The following is a 15016-nucleotide window of genomic DNA, read 5'->3' on the forward strand; positions in this document are numbered from 1 at the left end:
TCTTTTATCCCGCTCTTAACCCTTCACTCATCCCTCCTACAATTACCTCCCTTCACACTGCTGCATCACGCCAGACCGACTAGCCGTTCACCCTGACGACGGGCTCAGGGTTCATGCGCAACAGCTGTTTTAGATCATCGAGCACGTCATAGGGGTCGACGCCAGCGCGATAGCCCAGCACCGCTTGGCCCTGCGGGCTAAGGATCCAAACCTGACCTGGTGCCTGCCAACCAGGCTCTCGAGCCCAGCGAAGCCGGGTTTCACCGGGAAGCGCGTCGGCACTGACTTGCGCGGCGGCATCGATACGCAGCCGACGAACCCGGGTCGCATCCTTGCCGAGCGCACGGTGCAGTCGCCACCACTGGTCGGCCATCTGGTCGCAATCAAGGCTGCAGTCGAAGGCCAACAGCCAGCCATCGTCCGCCGCCGGGGGCCTCGTTCCCTCTAGCGGCCAGGCGCCAAGAGACGGCACGTCTGGCTTGAGTTCGCCATGCGCCGTGCGCGCATCGGGAATCCCCACGCGCCACTCCACCATCACCCAGGCCACTAACAGCGGCAGCGCAAAGACGGCTATCAGGGTCAGCAGCTTCAGCCGCTGGCGGTTAACATATGTCATGGCTTCGTCTCCTGCTGGCCGCAAGCATCAATGTCTTCAGGTGCGTACTCAGGCACACGTTCAGGTGCACGCTCAGATACAGGCGTTGAGACCTGCACAGGCTGCCGGGCTAGTCGCATTCGCCGCCCACCCAGGAGCAGCACCACCAGAGCGGCGGCCGCCAGCCCCCACCACTGAACGGCATAGCCCAGGTGGCGGCTGGGCGGCAATACGCTGGGCTCCCACCAGGGTTTCAACAGGCCTGGCCCCTCCTCCAGGTGCAACCAGCCCGCCTGGGCAAAGCCCCCTAAGTCCTTCCAGGCATCGAGTTGAATCCGCTGCAACCTCAGACCCTCCTGATTGGCACCAAACAGCGGCGCCCGTTTGCCATCCTGCTGCCATTGCCCTTTGAGGGTGACCCTGCCTTCGGGAGTGGCCACCGAGGGCGCCTCACGGCTGACACCGGTGGGCATGAAGCCACGCTCGATCAGCCATAGCCGCCCGTCATCGCCCCGCAATGGCGTCAAGGCCGCCACTCCCAGTTCACCGTCATGCGTCCGGTTGTCCAGAAAGCGGGTCTCATCGGCCTGATAGCGCCCCTCGAGAATCAGCGTCGCGCCTTCCGGTGGCGCTTCTTGCGGCGAGACCAGGGTAGGTGCCGCCGCTAGTGCCGCCAGATAGGCTTCTTTCTCGGCGGCGCGTTGCCACTGCCACTGCCCCAGCGCCAGCCCCAATATCACCAGCAGGCTCCAAAAGCCCCACCACAGCAGGACGACCTTGACAGTCGGCGCGCGCTTGCTTGAACTAAAAGGGTTCTGACCCACGGTGCCTCTCATGTTGAAAGCCCTGATCACACTGGTGTTTGTCTGCATGGTTGCGAGCCTGGCGGCCGGCGCCGGGTTCCTGTTGCGCGATCAGGGCCGTTCACGCCGTTTGCTGATATCCCTCAAGCTGCGCGTCAGCTTGGCGGTGCTGCTGTTCGCCCTGCTGGCCTACGGCTTCTATTTCGGTGACCTGGGGAGCCCATGACTCTCCCTCAGGCACGGCTCTCATAGCACATAGACGAAGATGAACAGGCCGATCCAGACCACATCAACGAAGTGCCAGTACCAGGCGGCTGCCTCGAAACCGAAGTGATCGTCGCGGTCGAAGTGCCCTTTCATCACCCGCATCAGCATCACGCTCAAAGTGATAGCCCCGATGGTGACGTGGGCGCCATGGAAGCCGGTTAACAGAAAGAAGGTCGAACCATAGATGCCCGCCTGCAGCGTGATGCCGTAGTGGTGATAGGCCTCGTAATACTCGATGCCCTGAACGACCAGGAAGCACACCCCAAGCAAGATGGTGCCGATCAGCCAGTTACGGGCCGTATTCCGATAGCCTTCTTTCAGTGCCTCATGCGCGATGGTCAGGGTGACGCTGGAGGTGACCAGGAAGATCGTATTCACCAGCGGTAGCTGCCAGGGGCTCAACACCTCTCGTGGCCCGCTAATGGATTCACTGGGCGGATTCATCAGCGGCCAGCTGGCCGTAAAATCAGGCCACAGCAGTGCCGCCACCCCCTTGGCGCCCTCTCCATCCAGCCAGGGCACCGCAAAGACTCGTACATAGAAGAGCGCGCCGAAGAAAGCAGCGAAGAACATCACCTCCGAGAAAATGAACCAGCCCATTCCCCAGCGAAAAGAGCGGTCCATCTGGGCGTCATACAGCCCCTGGCGAGACTCGCGGACCACATCGCGAAACCATAGCCACATCACCGTCAGCACGGCCGCCATGCCCAGGGTCATGACCAAGCCACCGATGCCGTGGACCAGCTGCATGCCAAGGCTCACCATCATGACCCCAACGGCCAGAGAGCCTAGCGCCGGCCACTTGCTCTGCGGGGGAACGTAGTAGCTGCCACTCATGCTTCACCTCCTGGAACGGCAATTCTTGGAACGGCAATGATCCGGGCCTCATTGGCCAAGGCCTTAGCGGCCAGCGTCTTATCGTCTACCGGATACAGGGTGTAGACCAGCGTCACCGTCTGGATGTCGTCGGGCAGGTCGCGCGTCAATTGGAAGACCAGCGGCGCCTCGTAGCGCTCTCCGGCATCGAGCCGCTGCTCCTGGAAACAGAAACAGGTTACCTTGCGCATGTATAAAGATGCCTCCGAGGGCGACACGCTGGGCACCGCCCGCCCCCAGCCCGCCTCTTTGCCATGATTGGTGAACGCAAAATGGACCTCGGTGGCCGCCCCCGGATGCACGCGCACCTGACGGTTGAGTACCTCGAGTTTCCAGGGCAGGCCGGCACTGCCCCGTGTAATGAACTGCACGGTAATCACCCGTGACTCATCGATGCTGTCGCGAATCAGGGCCTGGGCGGTGTTCTCGACCTTGCCGTTGATGCCGGTCACGCGGCAGAAGGCGTCATACAGCGGCACCAGCGCGAAGGCGAAGACGAACATCGCCAACAGGACCACCAGTGTCCGCGTTACCGTGCGCTGCACTCCCGTCATAAGCCGCCCTCCCTCGCCCGCCCAGGCCTGGTGTTAATGCTCCTGATGCTGAAACCGCGGTGGCGTCTCGAAAGTGTGCAACGGCGCAGGACTCGGCACCGTCCACTCAAGATCCTCGGCGCCGTCCCAGGCCTTGGCCGGGGCCTTCTCGCCGCCGCGCACGCACTTGATGATCATCCACACGAAAAGCAGCTGCGAGGTGCCGAACAGCAAGGCACCGATGCTCGAGGCCATGTTGAAGTCGGCAAACTGCAGCGCGTAGTCGGGTATGCGACGCGGCATGCCGGCCAGCCCAGAAAAGTGCATGGGGAAGAATGTCAGGTTCACCCCTACGACTGACGTCCAGAAATGCCAGCGGCCGAGTCGCTCATTGGGGTAATGCCCGGTCCACTTGGGCAGCCAATAGTAAACGGCGGCCATGATGGCGAAGACCGCCCCCGGCACCAGCACATAGTGGAAATGCGCCACCACGAAATAAGTGTCGTGATACTGGAAGTCGGCTGGGGCAATGGCCAGCATCAGGCCGGAGAAGCCACCGATACTGAACAGCACCACGAAAGCCAAGGCGAACAGCATCGGCGTCTCGAAGGAAATCGAGCCCTGAAACAGCGTCGCGATCCAGTTGAACACCTTCACCCCGGTCGGCACCGCAATCAGCATCGTGGTGTACATGAAGAACAGCTCGGCGACCAACGGCAGGCCGACGGCGAACATATGATGCGCCCAGACCAGAAACGACAGGATGGCAATCGAGGACGTCGCATAGACCATCGAGGCGTAACCAAACAGCCGCTTGCGGGCGAAGGTCGGGATGATCGCCGAGACGATACCGAACGCCGGCAGAATCATGATGTAGACCTCGGGATGGCCGAAGAACCAAAAAATATGCTGGAACATCACCGGGTCGCCGCCGCCCGCGGCATTGAAGAAGCTGGTACCGAAGTTGATATCCAGCAGCATCATGGTGATGACACCGGCCAGTACCGGCATCACCGCAATCAGCAGGAAGGCCGTGATCAGCCAGGTCCAGACGAACAGCGGCATATCCATCATGCGCATGCCAGGAGCACGCAGGTTGAGGATGGTGGCGATGATATTGATGGCACCGAGGATCGAACTGATGCCCGCCATGTGCAGCGAGAGAATGAAGAAGGTCGTGGAAGGCGGCGAATAGGTGGTCGACAGCGGCGCATAGAAGGTCCAACCGAAGTTGGGCCCACCGCCCGGCATCAGCAGCGTCGACAGCAGCAGCGTGAAGGCGACCGGCAACAGCCAGAAGCTGAAGTTGTTGAGCCTCGGCAGCGCCATGTCGGGCGCCCCGATCTGCAAGGGAATCATCCAGTTGGCAAGGCCCACGAACCCCGGCATGACGGCACCGAACACCATGATCAGGCCATGCATGGTGGTCATCTGATTGAAGAACTCCGGCTGCACGAGCTGCAAACCGGGCTGGAAGAGCTCGGCACGCACCACCAGCGCGAAAATCCCGCCAATGAAGAACATGCTCAGCGAGAAGATCAGGTAGAGCGTACCGATCTCCTTGTGATTGGTAGTCAACAGCCAGCGCAGCAGGCCTTTGGGGCCGTGGTGGTAACCTGCCTCGGCATGGCCGGCCGGACCGGCGGCTTCTCCGGCCTGCTCAAGGGGATGCTGTGGTGGTAACCGTGGAGGTAGCTTGGGCGCCATCGGTATCTCCTGTCATTCGGGTGATCGCGACTCGGGCATCGCGAACAAGAGCCGTCAGGCCGGCTATTCGAGCCTTGCCTGAATCTCCGACGGCTGCACGCTATCCCCGGTATCGTTGCCCCAGGCATTGCGCTCATAGGTAATCACGGCGGCAATCTCCACCGGGCTCAGGCTACTGCTGAAGGCCGGCATCGGCTTACCGGCCACCCCGTTGATGACGGTAGCGATGTGCCGATCCCGTTCGGCCATCAGAGCCGGATTGTTGGCTAGTGCCGGGAAGACCGGCGGATTCCCAGAGCCATCGACCTGATGGCAGGAAGCGCAGATCGATTCATAGACCTGCTGGCCGCGCGACATCAGTTCGTCCATGGCCCACTCACGGTCGACGCCGCTGGCCTCCCTGGCCGCCGCCTGCTGGCGCTCGGCAAGCCAGCTATCAAAGGCATCGGGCTCCATGGCCTCGACCACCACCGGCATGAAGCCATGATTACGCCCGCACAGTTCGGTGCACTGGCCACGATAGGTACCGGGCGTTTCGATGCGCACCCAGTTTTCGTTGACGAAACCGGGAATGGCGTCCTGCTTAACGGCGAGATCAGGCACCCACCAGGAATGCACCACGTCATCGGAGGTCAGCAGGAAACGCACCTTCCGCCCCACCGGCAGCACCAACGGCTCATCCACTTCGAGCAGGTAGTTTTCGCCCTTGGCGGCTGCGCCATCGATCTGATCGCGGGGCGTGGCGAGATTGGAGGTAAAGGCAACGTCTTCGCCGAGGTATTCATAGTGCCAGCGCCACTGCTGGCCGGTGACCATCACGTCCAGATCGGCATCCTTGGCGTCATACATCTGCTTGAGGGTAGCGGTCGCCGGCAGTGCCATGCCGATCAGAATCAGCAAGGGAACCGTCGTCCAGATCACTTCAACCTTGGTGTTCTCGTGGAAAAGCGAGGCCTGGGCGCCCTTTGAGCGACGGTAGCGGAAGAGAGAGTAGAACATCACGCCGAAGACAACGACGCCGATCACCACACAGATCCAAAAGATCGTCATGTGCAAGCCATGGATATCGCGACTCAGGGCCGTGACGCCGAGCGGCATGTTCCAGCCATGGGCCAGAGCCGAAAAGGTCAGCCAAACGCCACCGCCAATGGCTGCCACCCCACCAGGCAATTTGCGCATCGGCCCCTCCTTGTCTGTCCGGTCACGGTCATTGCGATCACACCGCCCGCACTGCTGATATCGCTGGCCTTTCTAACACCCCTTACTTTCCTGACTTTCCTGCCATAGTTCAGATACTGCTGAAGCCAGGACCCGCTATGGCTCGAGTAAGCAACGGCCAAGCAGAGTAGGAAGCAACCTATTAAGCAGAGTATAGAAAGGTTGACGAGATGTTCTTATTCAGAGTATGCGCAATCACTAAACGCAGCCATCTACCTTAGTAGGGGCTCTGCTAACTAGAGGCTCTACTCAATAGGGACTCTAATCAGTAGAGGCTCTAACAGAAACGTCGCCCCTAGGCTGTGTCTGAAAAGTCGACGAGCGAAGGCCAGACAAGGCAAAAATCGGCGAAAGAGCGGAGTTTACGGGGTGTAAATGAGCATCTTGACCGGGCTGGCGCTCCAGCCGATTTTTAACGCCGTATGGGCGAGCGCAGTACTTTTCAGACATTGCCTACTCCGCCGCGCTCATGGCCAGCATGAAGACGCCTACCACCAGTACCAGCGCCATCAACAGGCCGACGATGATAAAGGTCACCGGCTTGCCCTCTTCAAAGTCCTTTTTGCGCTGCTGCTCCTTCTGCACCCCGAAGAAGGCTGCCAGCACCGACTTGATCACCTGCCACATCGCCGCCTCCTGCTGCCCTTGAGCACCTTGATAGCCTCTCGCACCAAAAGTTGACTCTCATCAGAGAATGGATGAAGAACACCACTTGCGCACGGTGCGCGGCCCTGCGGCCTCTATACTCAAGGGTGGTGCCGACAGAATGACATCGGAATTCACAATGACCGTGATGTCAGGAGGAGTGATGATCAGTAAACCCGAAAATATCGCCGAGTTTCCTGTAGCAGTTAGGGACGCAAGCGCCCCGGTCATCGACTGGTGGGTACATCATTGGATGGGAGCCGCGAATCCAGTTGTCCGCATGCAGGTTGCATGGATGGAAACCCTCTTTGATGCCATGCAGATGGAAGCAGAGCTATTGACCGCCTGCGCCACCAGCCAGCAGGAGATCATCAAGTGCCTGTCCGACCAGCAGACACTCAAGGATCCTTCCGTATTGGGTAGCTGTTATCAGGACGCCATAGAGGATTTCGTCAACGCCCATCTGAATCGGATGAACAGGGTCAACGAGATGGCCTTGGACTTTCGTCAGCGGGTATGGGAAGAGATATGAGGCCTCACAGGCCGATCAAATCCCCAATAGCGCCACGATCAGCGGCAACAGGAACGCCGTCAACAGCCCCGTCAGGCCCATGGCGAGACCCGCAAAGGCGCCGGCCAGCGCACCAATAGAACTGAAACTTTGCGCCGTGCCAAAGCCATGAGCCGCCAGCCCCATGGTGAAGCCCTGAACGGTCGGGTCATTGATACGCATCAGTCTGAATATCCAAGGCCCCAGGGCACAGCCGATCGACCCGGTCAGTAAGACCAGCCCCGCTGCCAGCGAGGGAATTCCGCCCAACTGCTCGGCGATGCCCATCGCAATCGGTGAGGTCACCGACTTGGGGGCAAGCGTCAGCAGTGTCTCCCGGCTCGCTCCCATCAGCATGGCGATGCCAAGGGTCGAGCCCACAGCAGTCACGATGCCGGTGACACAGGCCACCATGACCGGCCATATCAGCCGACGAACGCGTTCCCGATGATCATAGAGCGGTATTGCCAGGGCCACCGTGGCCGGACCGAGCAGGAAGTGAATGAACTGAGCACCTTCGAAGTAGGTGCTGTATTCGATGCCGCTGAGCAACAGAAAACCGATCAGCAGTACGATCGAAATCACCACCGGGTGCAGCAGAGGCGTGCGGCCAAGCAGGATGTTGATTCGCGTGGCCACATAAAATGCTGCCAGCGTCACCAGCAGCGAAAGCAAGGGGTTGCCCGAGAGATAGACCCAGACTTGGTCCAATGCGACGAAGTTCATTTGGCCTTCTCCGCCCCACCGACTCGCTGGTTCATCCACATCATGACCTTGGCCGTGACGGCAAGGGTTACCGCCGTGGAGACGAACAGGGTGACAATGATCGTCCAAAAATCAGCCTGAATCAGTTGGAAATGCACCATCATCCCGACCCCCGCCGGCACAAACAGTAGAGTCAGATAGTTCAACAGCCCCTGGCCTGTCTTACGAAGGCCATCCGGCACGCGCCCGTTGATCAGCAAGGCGATCAGCAGAATCACCATGCCCATCACCGGCCCGGGAACCGGAATACCGAAACCTCGAACGATCAGCTCGCCCAGAAACTGGCATCCCAGCAAGATGATAAACCCAACGATCAACGACATGCCTGCCCTCCTCCACTCTTCGTTGATGCATTCTACTCCTTTCGTCTAGGTGCAGACTAACCACTCAGCCAACCTTTTGAAAAAAAAGCGCTTAAGGGGCTTCCCATCGCCAGCATCTCGCGCTAGTATACGCCTCGTTCTCGGGACACAGGAGCCGAAAGGCACTGCCGAGTACCAGAGTCGGAGCGTGGCGCAGCTTGGTAGCGCGCTGCAATGGGGTTGCAGAGGTCGCTGGTTCGAATCCAGTCGCTCCGACCAGAAATATTAAAAGCCACTCGGCCTTGTCGAGTGGCTTTTTTCGTTTTGGCCTTTGCGTTTTAGACCTTTGCATTTTGGCCATCGCCAGAACGCTTTAGAATAGACAGACTCAGCCCCACCCCGCCAACGCCGAGGTTACATGCGCACTCTTGTTATCGTCAGAAGCCTCAAGATGGGCGGCATGGAACGAATGGCCATTACGCTTGCCGATGCTCTCGCCGATGCCGGGCACGAATCACACATCGTCACCTGGCGCGACCGGGATCAGGTCCTCACCCCCGATCACCCTGACGTCATCAGCCATGTGGTGCCGATTCAACGCCTTATCCGCTTGACCGGTGTTGGCCTACTGGTCGAACTGATCTCCCGTTTGATCCTCAACCCGCTGATCCGTCGCTCTCACTTTGTATGGACTGGCTGGCTGGGTGGTTTTGTATTCAGGGCCTGGCTGAAGCGCTTTGAAAAGCAACACGGCAAGGTGGATCGGCTGATCTTTCGCGGCCTGGGCACCTACGAGGGGATCTGGAGCTTCCGTGACGAGCGCGCATGCTTCGTGCTGGAGAATGGCGTCAATTTCAAAGGCTCTCATTGGCAGCAACGCCTTTTTGCGCGCTGCCTTCTGAACAAACGCCACTTGGTGGGCGTTTCCCAAGGGGTAGTGGACTCAGCCCAAGCTTACTGCCAACGCTTCCAACTGACGCCGCTATCACTAGAGCGCATCATCAATGCCTGCCCGGTGAAACGCATCCAGTCATTGATGCTTGAGGAAGACTCCGGTATTCCCGACGAGCCCTTCATCCTCAACGTGGCAAGGCTGGTGCCTCAAAAGGACCACGAGCTACTGCTTGAAGCCTATGCCAAGGCCACGCCCGAAGAGCGGCTTGTCATTATCGGCGAAGGCCACCTACAGGCAGCACTCGAAGACAAGGCACGCAGGCTCGGCATTGCCGAGCGCGTCACCTTTGCCGGCACCAAACGCAACCCCTACCCCTGGATGCGCGCGGCCCGCCTTTTCGTCTTGAGCTCGAGAATAGAAGGCATGGGCATCGTACTAAGCGAAGCCTTGGCCTGCGGTACGCCGGTGGTCTCAGTGGACTGCCCTGGCGGCATCCGCGAGATTCTCAAGGGCGAGCTTGAAATCGGCATCGCGGAACACAGCGCGGAAGGCTTGGCGAGCAAGATGCAAGAAGTCCTTGGCCAAGGCGGTTATGAGGTCAAACCGGAATGGCTCAAGGACTTCTCGGAAGAGACCATGGTGGCCCGCTACCTGGGAACAAAGAATGGCTGACGTCTACCCGCCACTTGAGGCATCAAATGTTCTTGGTTCGCCTTTTCCGGCTCAATTGCTTCGGCCGCTTCAGCCATAAACGCAAACGCTTTTTCCAAGGCAATTGCTTTCGCAGCTCGCGAGCATTGATGGGCCACGGGGTCTGGGCTGAATAGCGTATAAACTCTGCGGCCAATGGGTGAGTGCTCTCTGGATTCCAGGGCTTCACACCGCCGATGAAATGCACGACACACGGAAAGGCCACGGCCCTTTTCATTTCCTCATGGTAGGCCGCTAGGTGGGCATACCGCTTTTCGACTGCAGCATAAGCGGTAGGCTGAAAATTCCATTGAGCCTCAAGCCGCTTCCACCTCCCTTCTAGCACATGATTCAAGGCATCCTGATCGGGGAAAGGCGAATCTTGATGCGTTTTAAGGTATTTAACGGCCCTATTGGCCACCTGTTCATCACGCCACGCCATCAGATCAATCAGCATCACGCCCGAGTTGAAGTAAGACGTGAAATCTCTACGCTGGCGGCCGACGGAACCTCGGCACAAGTCCATGGCAGCGGCCATCACATGCTGCTCCAGCGGCACCTCCCAGAGTACCGCTAGGTCCTCCATCACGAGCACGTCACAATCCAAGTAGATAACTCGCTTGCAGTCGGCCGGCAAGTAATCCTGCATGTACAAGCGCAGTAAAGCGGCAGCACCAAAGCGACCTGATGCGAGACTTTCGATCTCAGAGCGGGACACCACACTGAAAACTATCTGGGCCTTGTAAGCTGAAACGACAGCTTTCAAGCCAGCTTGAACATCCTCACTTATCCCGGTCGTCAACATATGAAAGCGAAAGCGGGATGGTTCATGAGCATGATCCAGTGCTGATGCCATAACCACAGCGGCATAAGGGGCATAGCGCTCGTCAGCGCTTAGCACAATATCCACGAACTCGGTGTTACTCATGGCGCTTCACTCCGAAAAGATAGAAAGAAAGGCCAATACCACCCAACACCAAATAGATATAGAGTCCAGTTTTGAAAATTATATAAGACTCGAAAAGGTTGACGACAAAGAAAAGCCCCCAAGCAGACAGTAAACCAAAGAACAAAATCGGCTCACCTTGACGCCACAGGCTAAACACACCCTTCAACGACATCCAAGTCAATATAGCTAATAGCGAGAAACCCAGCAGCCCGTATGCAAGAGTAATGTCGATATAGCCATTATGGAAATGTCCGTATCTTTTTTTCACCCTATCCGGAAAAGGACCCTCATCAATCAAGGGTTTACGACTTTCACCACCCCAGCCGGTCAAGGGGCGCTCCTGGATTTTTTCAATAGCGTATCGCCATGTATTGATTCGGTTGCCAATACTACCGTACGAAATGTTCTGCAGGTTACCTTCGACAAGGTCTTCGATCACCTGATTTTCATATCCCAGCCGTTTCTCTATTAGCGGAGAGAACTGCCATATAAGCACCACCGACAATATAGCGCCAAGAAAAAAAAACAGGCCTGACTTTGGAGCAGAAAGCAGTGTTAGAGCTTCTTTTTTCTTTAAAAAAACAGCCACCACAGAGATTAATAACAATATAATAAAGCAACCCAACCAGACAGCTCGAGTCTGTGTGATAATAACACCCACTATCGAGAGAATTACGAGTCCTGCGGGGAGCAACAGCAATAAGATGGAGGTACTTTTCTGGTAGCAGTACCAGCACCAACACACCGAAAAGACCAACGCCATTGCAAAATATACTGCCGTATGTTGCGAATTGGTAAAACCGAAACCAACGCGATGCCCTTGGAACCCCATGAGCCATTGGCTGGAGTCAAAGCCAATCAGCAATGCAAACAAGAACCCAGCAACAAATATAGCTGCAAGATAGATAGCTGCTCTTACAGACCCCCTCAGCCACCAAGCCACAGCGATACATAGGAATAGCTTGGCTATATGCCTGGCGCCCTTAAGCTGACCATCTGCGAAGCCAGGAAATCTCTCGATCGCGAAGAAATACACGAACACCTCTAGCACAACGAAGGCCAAAAAAACGAGAAACACCCAATTGTATCTTATTTTCCTGTCTGGTTCGCGAAACCAAAGAAAGATGAAGCAGAGGATAAAGATCACCTCTGCCGCACGCGACACATCAAGGCTAGAAAACCAGGAGAAAATGTAAACTGATAATGCAATCCAACCACAGTTGCGAACAAACCGCTCGTATCTTCCGCCAGCAACCTGCGTACCGCTAAACATTGTCAAGCACCACCATTATCATTTCCTCCATCTCTCTTACTAGTCAGAGCCACTTATTATTCAGGATAGTCCCGTACTCGGCATAAAGGCCTACAGCGCGAAAACCCTTACAGCTAGCGGCTAATTGGACTCAAAACTGTGTTGGTAACACCTAGCAGTCCTCAGGCAAAGTAAACCTAGCCCTGGCTTAGACCTACCGGCTAGATATCCGGTAGATGTCCACCAGCCAGACCACAAACAGCCTACCAACAAGGCCAGCCCCTAGGCTGGCTGATCGCTATGCACTCGAGCCGCCCAATGCGCCAATCAGGACGTGCTGGTCAACGCCTTGTCCACTTGTTCGATGGCTGCAGGGCCGATCCCTTTGATGTCGGCCAGAGTGCCGGCTGCATGGCGGCTCTCAATGTCGCTGATCATCACGAGCCCATTTTCGGCCAGTGTTGCCGCAACCTTTGTCGGCAGTTCCAGGTCTTCGACCCTCAAGCACTGGTTTTGCTCACGCCAGCGAGCCGCCATCGCCTGAGAAGCCTGGTCCACGAACTCGCCGTACTCGCTATCGCGAACTGCGGTGATCAGGTCGCAGAATTCAAGCTGATGCTGGTCACTCTCGCTCAGCGGAGTGCTGCTAATAACGTAGTGCGGCGGCTGCGCAATCTGGACCTGGTCATTGGTCAGCGACACCTTGACCTTGCCATCGTCACTGGTGACCGACGGTGCCTCTTCATCAGCGCCGCTATTGGCCGCCTTCCCACGCTTGGCGTCCTGCTTGGCACGTGCCTTTTGCAATTCTTCGCGCGCCAGGTGTTTGGCCTGCTTCGCGTCTTTCTTTGCGGCATCAAGCTTGTCACTGAGCTTGGCGTTACGGGTACGCAACTGCTCGGCTTCGTGCTTGGCCTTGTCGCGCGCCTTCTGGGCCTGCTGCGCCTCTTTCTTGAGCTGCTGAACGTCAGCCTTTAGCTCATCGACTTCCATCTGCAGCGTGATGGCACGAACCAGCGCGTCGTCCTGAGTATCTTGAGCGGCTGTATCAGTCATAGGATCTCCCTTGGTAGATCAAGAAAAACCCCGCCCAGCCAAGGCTGGGCGGGGTGCGAAGCGAGCATTGGTAAACAGACCGACGGCAGATGCCGCCGACCTTGGGCGATATGATAGCGGCGAACAGCCTGTTTTCAAGCCTGGCGTAATACCTGGCATTGAAGCCGACATCTAGGCCAGCGAGCCAGCTAGGCGAGACTGCCTCGTGACGCATGCACAAAATCCGTTCACAAGTCCCATGCACTAACCTCATGCACAAGACCCATGCATAAGACCCATGCATAAGACCCATGCATAAGGCCCATGCATAAGGCCCATGCATAAGGCCCATGCACAAGCGATTCACGGCGCAGGCCGCCGAGCATCTAGCGTAGACCGATTCGGCGACGTTAGGGCATAGCGGTTTAATAGAATATTGCGAATTAATAACCCATATAGGCTATATATTTGACAAATAGCCATATAAGGCTATCTTAAAAGGCAAACCGGGTTATGAGAGAGCACTCCATGAGGCAGCCCCTTGCCGTGCTGACCGGCGACATCATCGCATCACAGCGGATCAGCGATATAACCGCGCTTTACCGGGTGCTGGATGCCAGCTTGTCACGCCTTGCCAAGCATTATGGCGGCCGTTTCGAGCGCTACCGTGGCGATGGCTTCCAACTGGCCATCCCCTGCACCAGCGAGGCCCTGCATGCCGCTGTGGCTCTGCGTGCCGAGCTGATCATGCACTCACAAGACCAACGCTGGGATGCCCGAGTTGCGGTGGCCGTTGGTCATAACGAGTGGCAGCCCGGTAGCCCCCTGGCATCCGCCGACGGGCCGGTGTTCATCGCATCTGGCAAAGCACTGGACGCCATAAGCGAAAGTGACGCTCACCTGGCACTGACTGAGGCCGATGCCCCTCATGACGCTGCCATGACGCTGCTGGTCCGCTATGTGGATGAGCTGATCGATGGCTGGTCTCACTACTCCGCTGAGATCGCCTTTCTCAAGCTGTGGCACGATGAGTCCCAGCAGGCCATAGCCGAGCGGCTAGGCATCCGCCAACCAAGCGTTCACAAGCGCCTGCGTGCCGCCCGCTGGACAATGCTCGCCGATACGCTGAACTTTTTCCAACAGCGCCTGGCCACGGAGCAACCTGACGAATGACTTCCCCAGAAATGGCGACACTGCTCGGCCTGGTGCTAGCCCATCTAAGTGGCGATTTTCTATTTCAGCCGCACCGATGGGTCGAATCGAAACAGCGCCACAAGCTATTGTCGCCGGCCCTTTACTGGCATGCATGCCTGCATGGTTTGCTCACGGCTTTGGTACTCACGCTCGCCGGCAGCGGGCTGGGCATCATTCTGGCCGGCACGCTTTTCGTGGCGATTAGCCATGCACTGATCGACCTTGGCAAGACATACCTTGATTCGAACCGGCTGAGGTGGTTCCTACTCGACCAGCTGTTACACCTGCTGGTAATACTCGGGCTATGGCTCACCTGGCTAGGCAGCCTACAGCCTCTTTTCGAGATGTTCGCCTGGATAACCACCCCAAGAGCCCTGACACTGGCCGGCGCCTACCTGCTGGTGACCCGGCCGATGGCCATCGCCATCGCCCTGGCCATGCGCCCCTGGAGCGATGAGGTCAACGACCCCGGCACTCTGGCGGCGGCCGGAGCCCGCATCGGCATGCTCGAGCGCTTTCTGGTACTAACGCTCGTACTGCTGGACGAGCTAACTGCCGTGGGCTTCCTGCTGACAGCGAAGTCAGTACTGCGCTTCGGCGACCTACGCGAAAGCAGCGATCGCAAGCTCACCGAGTACGTGCTGCTAGGCACCCTGCTCAGCGTATCAGCCACTCTGGCACTGGGCTTGCTGGTACGCAGCCTGAATCTCGGGTAATAGATTCAAGCTAATAAACTCAGG

General features: G+C 57.7%; 17 protein-coding genes and 1 tRNA gene. 6 read left to right on the top strand and 12 right to left on the bottom strand.

Going from position 1 to position 15016, the window contains the following annotated elements:
• Window positions 1-79: 79 nt before the first annotated feature.
• Window positions 80-616 (bottom strand): hypothetical protein, encoded by a 537-nt coding sequence (locus tag BLR71_RS06115; RefSeq protein ID WP_092524151.1) that lies wholly within the window; start codon window positions 614-616, stop codon window positions 80-82.
• On the bottom strand, window positions 613-1431 hold the full coding sequence (locus BLR71_RS06120; RefSeq protein ID WP_092524153.1) for an SURF1 family protein: 819 nt from the start codon (window positions 1429-1431) through the stop codon (window positions 613-615). Before BLR71_RS06120 ends, BLR71_RS06115 begins: the two co-directional genes overlap by 4 nt.
• Here BLR71_RS06120 and BLR71_RS06125 point away from each other — a divergent pair.
• Complete coding sequence (locus BLR71_RS06125) at window positions 1430-1624, top strand: DUF2909 domain-containing protein (protein ID WP_092524155.1); 195 nt, start codon at window positions 1430-1432, stop codon at window positions 1622-1624. The genes BLR71_RS06120 and BLR71_RS06125 overlap by 2 nt on opposite strands.
• Before the next feature lie 20 nt (window positions 1625-1644).
• Here BLR71_RS06125 and BLR71_RS06130 read toward each other — a convergent pair whose 3' ends face one another.
• The 5 genes from BLR71_RS06130 to BLR71_RS06150 form a co-directional block, all read right to left on the bottom strand.
• Window positions 1645-2502 carry a cytochrome c oxidase subunit 3 gene (locus tag BLR71_RS06130; protein WP_092524157.1) on the bottom strand — a complete coding sequence of 286 codons (858 nt, stop codon included), beginning with the start codon at window positions 2500-2502 and terminating at the stop codon, window positions 1645-1647.
• A complete protein-coding gene (locus tag BLR71_RS06135) occupies window positions 2499-3095 on the bottom strand; it encodes a cytochrome c oxidase assembly protein (RefSeq protein ID WP_092524159.1) in 597 nt (198 codons plus the stop codon). Before BLR71_RS06135 ends, BLR71_RS06130 begins: the two co-directional genes overlap by 4 nt.
• Before the next feature lie 33 nt (window positions 3096-3128).
• Window positions 3129-4781 (bottom strand): cytochrome c oxidase subunit I, encoded by a 1653-nt coding sequence (gene ctaD / locus BLR71_RS06140; protein WP_092524161.1) that lies wholly within the window; start codon window positions 4779-4781, stop codon window positions 3129-3131.
• A 63-nt stretch (window positions 4782-4844) separates the two neighbouring features.
• Window positions 4845-5960, bottom strand: coding sequence for a cytochrome c oxidase subunit II (coxB, locus tag BLR71_RS06145; protein ID WP_092524163.1), 1116 nt, complete (start codon window positions 5958-5960; stop codon window positions 4845-4847).
• Between the two features lie 492 nt (window positions 5961-6452).
• Window positions 6453-6626 carry a DUF2970 domain-containing protein gene (locus BLR71_RS06150; RefSeq protein WP_092524165.1) on the bottom strand — a complete coding sequence of 58 codons (174 nt, stop codon included), beginning with the start codon at window positions 6624-6626 and terminating at the stop codon, window positions 6453-6455.
• A 181-nt stretch (window positions 6627-6807) separates the two neighbouring features.
• Between BLR71_RS06150 and BLR71_RS06155 the strand changes: the two genes are divergently transcribed.
• Window positions 6808-7176: a hypothetical protein gene (locus tag BLR71_RS06155; RefSeq protein ID WP_092524167.1), complete on the top strand. Its 369-nt coding sequence runs from the start codon at window positions 6808-6810 to the stop codon at window positions 7174-7176.
• Between the two features lie 15 nt (window positions 7177-7191).
• Here the strand turns inward: BLR71_RS06155 and BLR71_RS06160 are convergent, their stop codons facing one another.
• Both BLR71_RS06160 and BLR71_RS06165 read right to left on the bottom strand, forming a co-directional pair.
• On the bottom strand, window positions 7192-7920 hold the full coding sequence (locus BLR71_RS06160; protein WP_092524169.1) for an LrgB family protein: 729 nt from the start codon (window positions 7918-7920) through the stop codon (window positions 7192-7194).
• On the bottom strand, window positions 7917-8282 hold the full coding sequence (locus BLR71_RS06165; RefSeq protein ID WP_092524171.1) for a CidA/LrgA family protein: 366 nt from the start codon (window positions 8280-8282) through the stop codon (window positions 7917-7919). The genes BLR71_RS06160 and BLR71_RS06165 overlap by 4 nt, the downstream gene beginning before the upstream one ends.
• Before the next feature lie 181 nt (window positions 8283-8463).
• Here BLR71_RS06165 and BLR71_RS06170 point away from each other — a divergent pair.
• Both BLR71_RS06170 and BLR71_RS06175 read left to right on the top strand, forming a co-directional pair.
• Window positions 8464-8540, top strand: a tRNA-Pro gene (locus BLR71_RS06170).
• 139 nt (window positions 8541-8679) lie between these two features.
• Window positions 8680-9828: a glycosyltransferase gene (locus BLR71_RS06175; protein ID WP_092524173.1), complete on the top strand. Its 1149-nt coding sequence runs from the start codon at window positions 8680-8682 to the stop codon at window positions 9826-9828.
• 22 nt (window positions 9829-9850) lie between these two features.
• On the opposite strand, the gene BLR71_RS06180 is transcribed toward BLR71_RS06175, so the two are convergent.
• The 3 genes from BLR71_RS06180 to BLR71_RS06190 all read right to left on the bottom strand — a co-directional run bounded on the left by BLR71_RS06180 (window position 9851) and on the right by BLR71_RS06190 (window position 13040).
• Complete coding sequence (locus tag BLR71_RS06180; RefSeq protein ID WP_092524175.1) at window positions 9851-10774, bottom strand: glycosyltransferase family 8 protein; 924 nt, start codon at window positions 10772-10774, stop codon at window positions 9851-9853.
• Complete coding sequence (locus BLR71_RS06185; protein ID WP_092524177.1) at window positions 10767-12068, bottom strand: O-antigen ligase family protein; 1302 nt, start codon at window positions 12066-12068, stop codon at window positions 10767-10769. The genes BLR71_RS06180 and BLR71_RS06185 overlap by 8 nt, the downstream gene beginning before the upstream one ends.
• 306 nt (window positions 12069-12374) lie before the next feature.
• Window positions 12375-13040: a hypothetical protein gene (locus tag BLR71_RS06190; RefSeq protein WP_139172546.1), complete on the bottom strand. Its 666-nt coding sequence runs from the start codon at window positions 13038-13040 to the stop codon at window positions 12375-12377.
• Between the two features lie 570 nt (window positions 13041-13610).
• On the opposite strand from BLR71_RS06190, the gene BLR71_RS06200 reads away from it, so the two are divergent.
• Together BLR71_RS06200 and BLR71_RS06205 are read left to right on the top strand one after the other, a co-directional pair.
• Window positions 13611-14255, top strand: coding sequence for a hypothetical protein (locus tag BLR71_RS06200; protein ID WP_092524183.1), 645 nt, complete (start codon window positions 13611-13613; stop codon window positions 14253-14255).
• Window positions 14252-14992: a DUF3307 domain-containing protein gene (locus BLR71_RS06205; protein WP_092524185.1), complete on the top strand. Its 741-nt coding sequence runs from the start codon at window positions 14252-14254 to the stop codon at window positions 14990-14992. The genes BLR71_RS06200 and BLR71_RS06205 overlap by 4 nt, the downstream gene beginning before the upstream one ends.
• Window positions 14993-15016 lie beyond the last annotated feature (24 nt).

The organism is Onishia taeanensis, from assembly GCF_900100755.1.
Lineage (GTDB): Bacteria > Pseudomonadota > Gammaproteobacteria > Pseudomonadales > Halomonadaceae > Onishia > Onishia taeanensis.

What these genes read in the sequence shown, in the direction of transcription:
- BLR71_RS06115 (WP_092524151.1), bottom strand. Translation starts at nt 616, where the DNA reads ATGACATATGTTAACCGCCAGCGGCTGAAGCTGCTGACCCTGATAGCC.
- BLR71_RS06125 (WP_092524155.1), top strand. Translation starts at nt 1,430, where the DNA reads ATGTTGAAAGCCCTGATCACACTGGTGTTTGTCTGCATGGTTGCGAGC.
- BLR71_RS06120 (WP_092524153.1), bottom strand. Translation starts at nt 1,431, where the DNA reads ATGAGAGGCACCGTGGGTCAGAACCCTTTTAGTTCAAGCAAGCGCGCG.
- BLR71_RS06130 (WP_092524157.1), bottom strand. Translation starts at nt 2,502, where the DNA reads ATGAGTGGCAGCTACTACGTTCCCCCGCAGAGCAAGTGGCCGGCGCTA.
- BLR71_RS06135 (WP_092524159.1), bottom strand. Translation starts at nt 3,095, where the DNA reads ATGACGGGAGTGCAGCGCACGGTAACGCGGACACTGGTGGTCCTGTTG.
- ctaD (WP_092524161.1), bottom strand. Translation starts at nt 4,781, where the DNA reads ATGGCGCCCAAGCTACCTCCACGGTTACCACCACAGCATCCCCTTGAG.
- coxB (WP_092524163.1), bottom strand. Translation starts at nt 5,960, where the DNA reads ATGCGCAAATTGCCTGGTGGGGTGGCAGCCATTGGCGGTGGCGTTTGG.
- BLR71_RS06150 (WP_092524165.1), bottom strand. Translation starts at nt 6,626, where the DNA reads ATGTGGCAGGTGATCAAGTCGGTGCTGGCAGCCTTCTTCGGGGTGCAG.
- BLR71_RS06155 (WP_092524167.1), top strand. Translation starts at nt 6,808, where the DNA reads ATGATCAGTAAACCCGAAAATATCGCCGAGTTTCCTGTAGCAGTTAGG.
- BLR71_RS06160 (WP_092524169.1), bottom strand. Translation starts at nt 7,920, where the DNA reads ATGAACTTCGTCGCATTGGACCAAGTCTGGGTCTATCTCTCGGGCAAC.
- BLR71_RS06165 (WP_092524171.1), bottom strand. Translation starts at nt 8,282, where the DNA reads ATGTCGTTGATCGTTGGGTTTATCATCTTGCTGGGATGCCAGTTTCTG.
- BLR71_RS06175 (WP_092524173.1), top strand. Translation starts at nt 8,680, where the DNA reads ATGCGCACTCTTGTTATCGTCAGAAGCCTCAAGATGGGCGGCATGGAA.
- BLR71_RS06180 (WP_092524175.1), bottom strand. Translation starts at nt 10,774, where the DNA reads ATGAGTAACACCGAGTTCGTGGATATTGTGCTAAGCGCTGACGAGCGC.
- BLR71_RS06185 (WP_092524177.1), bottom strand. Translation starts at nt 12,068, where the DNA reads ATGTTTAGCGGTACGCAGGTTGCTGGCGGAAGATACGAGCGGTTTGTT.
- BLR71_RS06190 (WP_139172546.1), bottom strand. Translation starts at nt 13,040, where the DNA reads ATGGAAGTCGATGAGCTAAAGGCTGACGTTCAGCAGCTCAAGAAAGAG.
- BLR71_RS06200 (WP_092524183.1), top strand. Translation starts at nt 13,611, where the DNA reads ATGAGGCAGCCCCTTGCCGTGCTGACCGGCGACATCATCGCATCACAG.
- BLR71_RS06205 (WP_092524185.1), top strand. Translation starts at nt 14,252, where the DNA reads ATGACTTCCCCAGAAATGGCGACACTGCTCGGCCTGGTGCTAGCCCAT.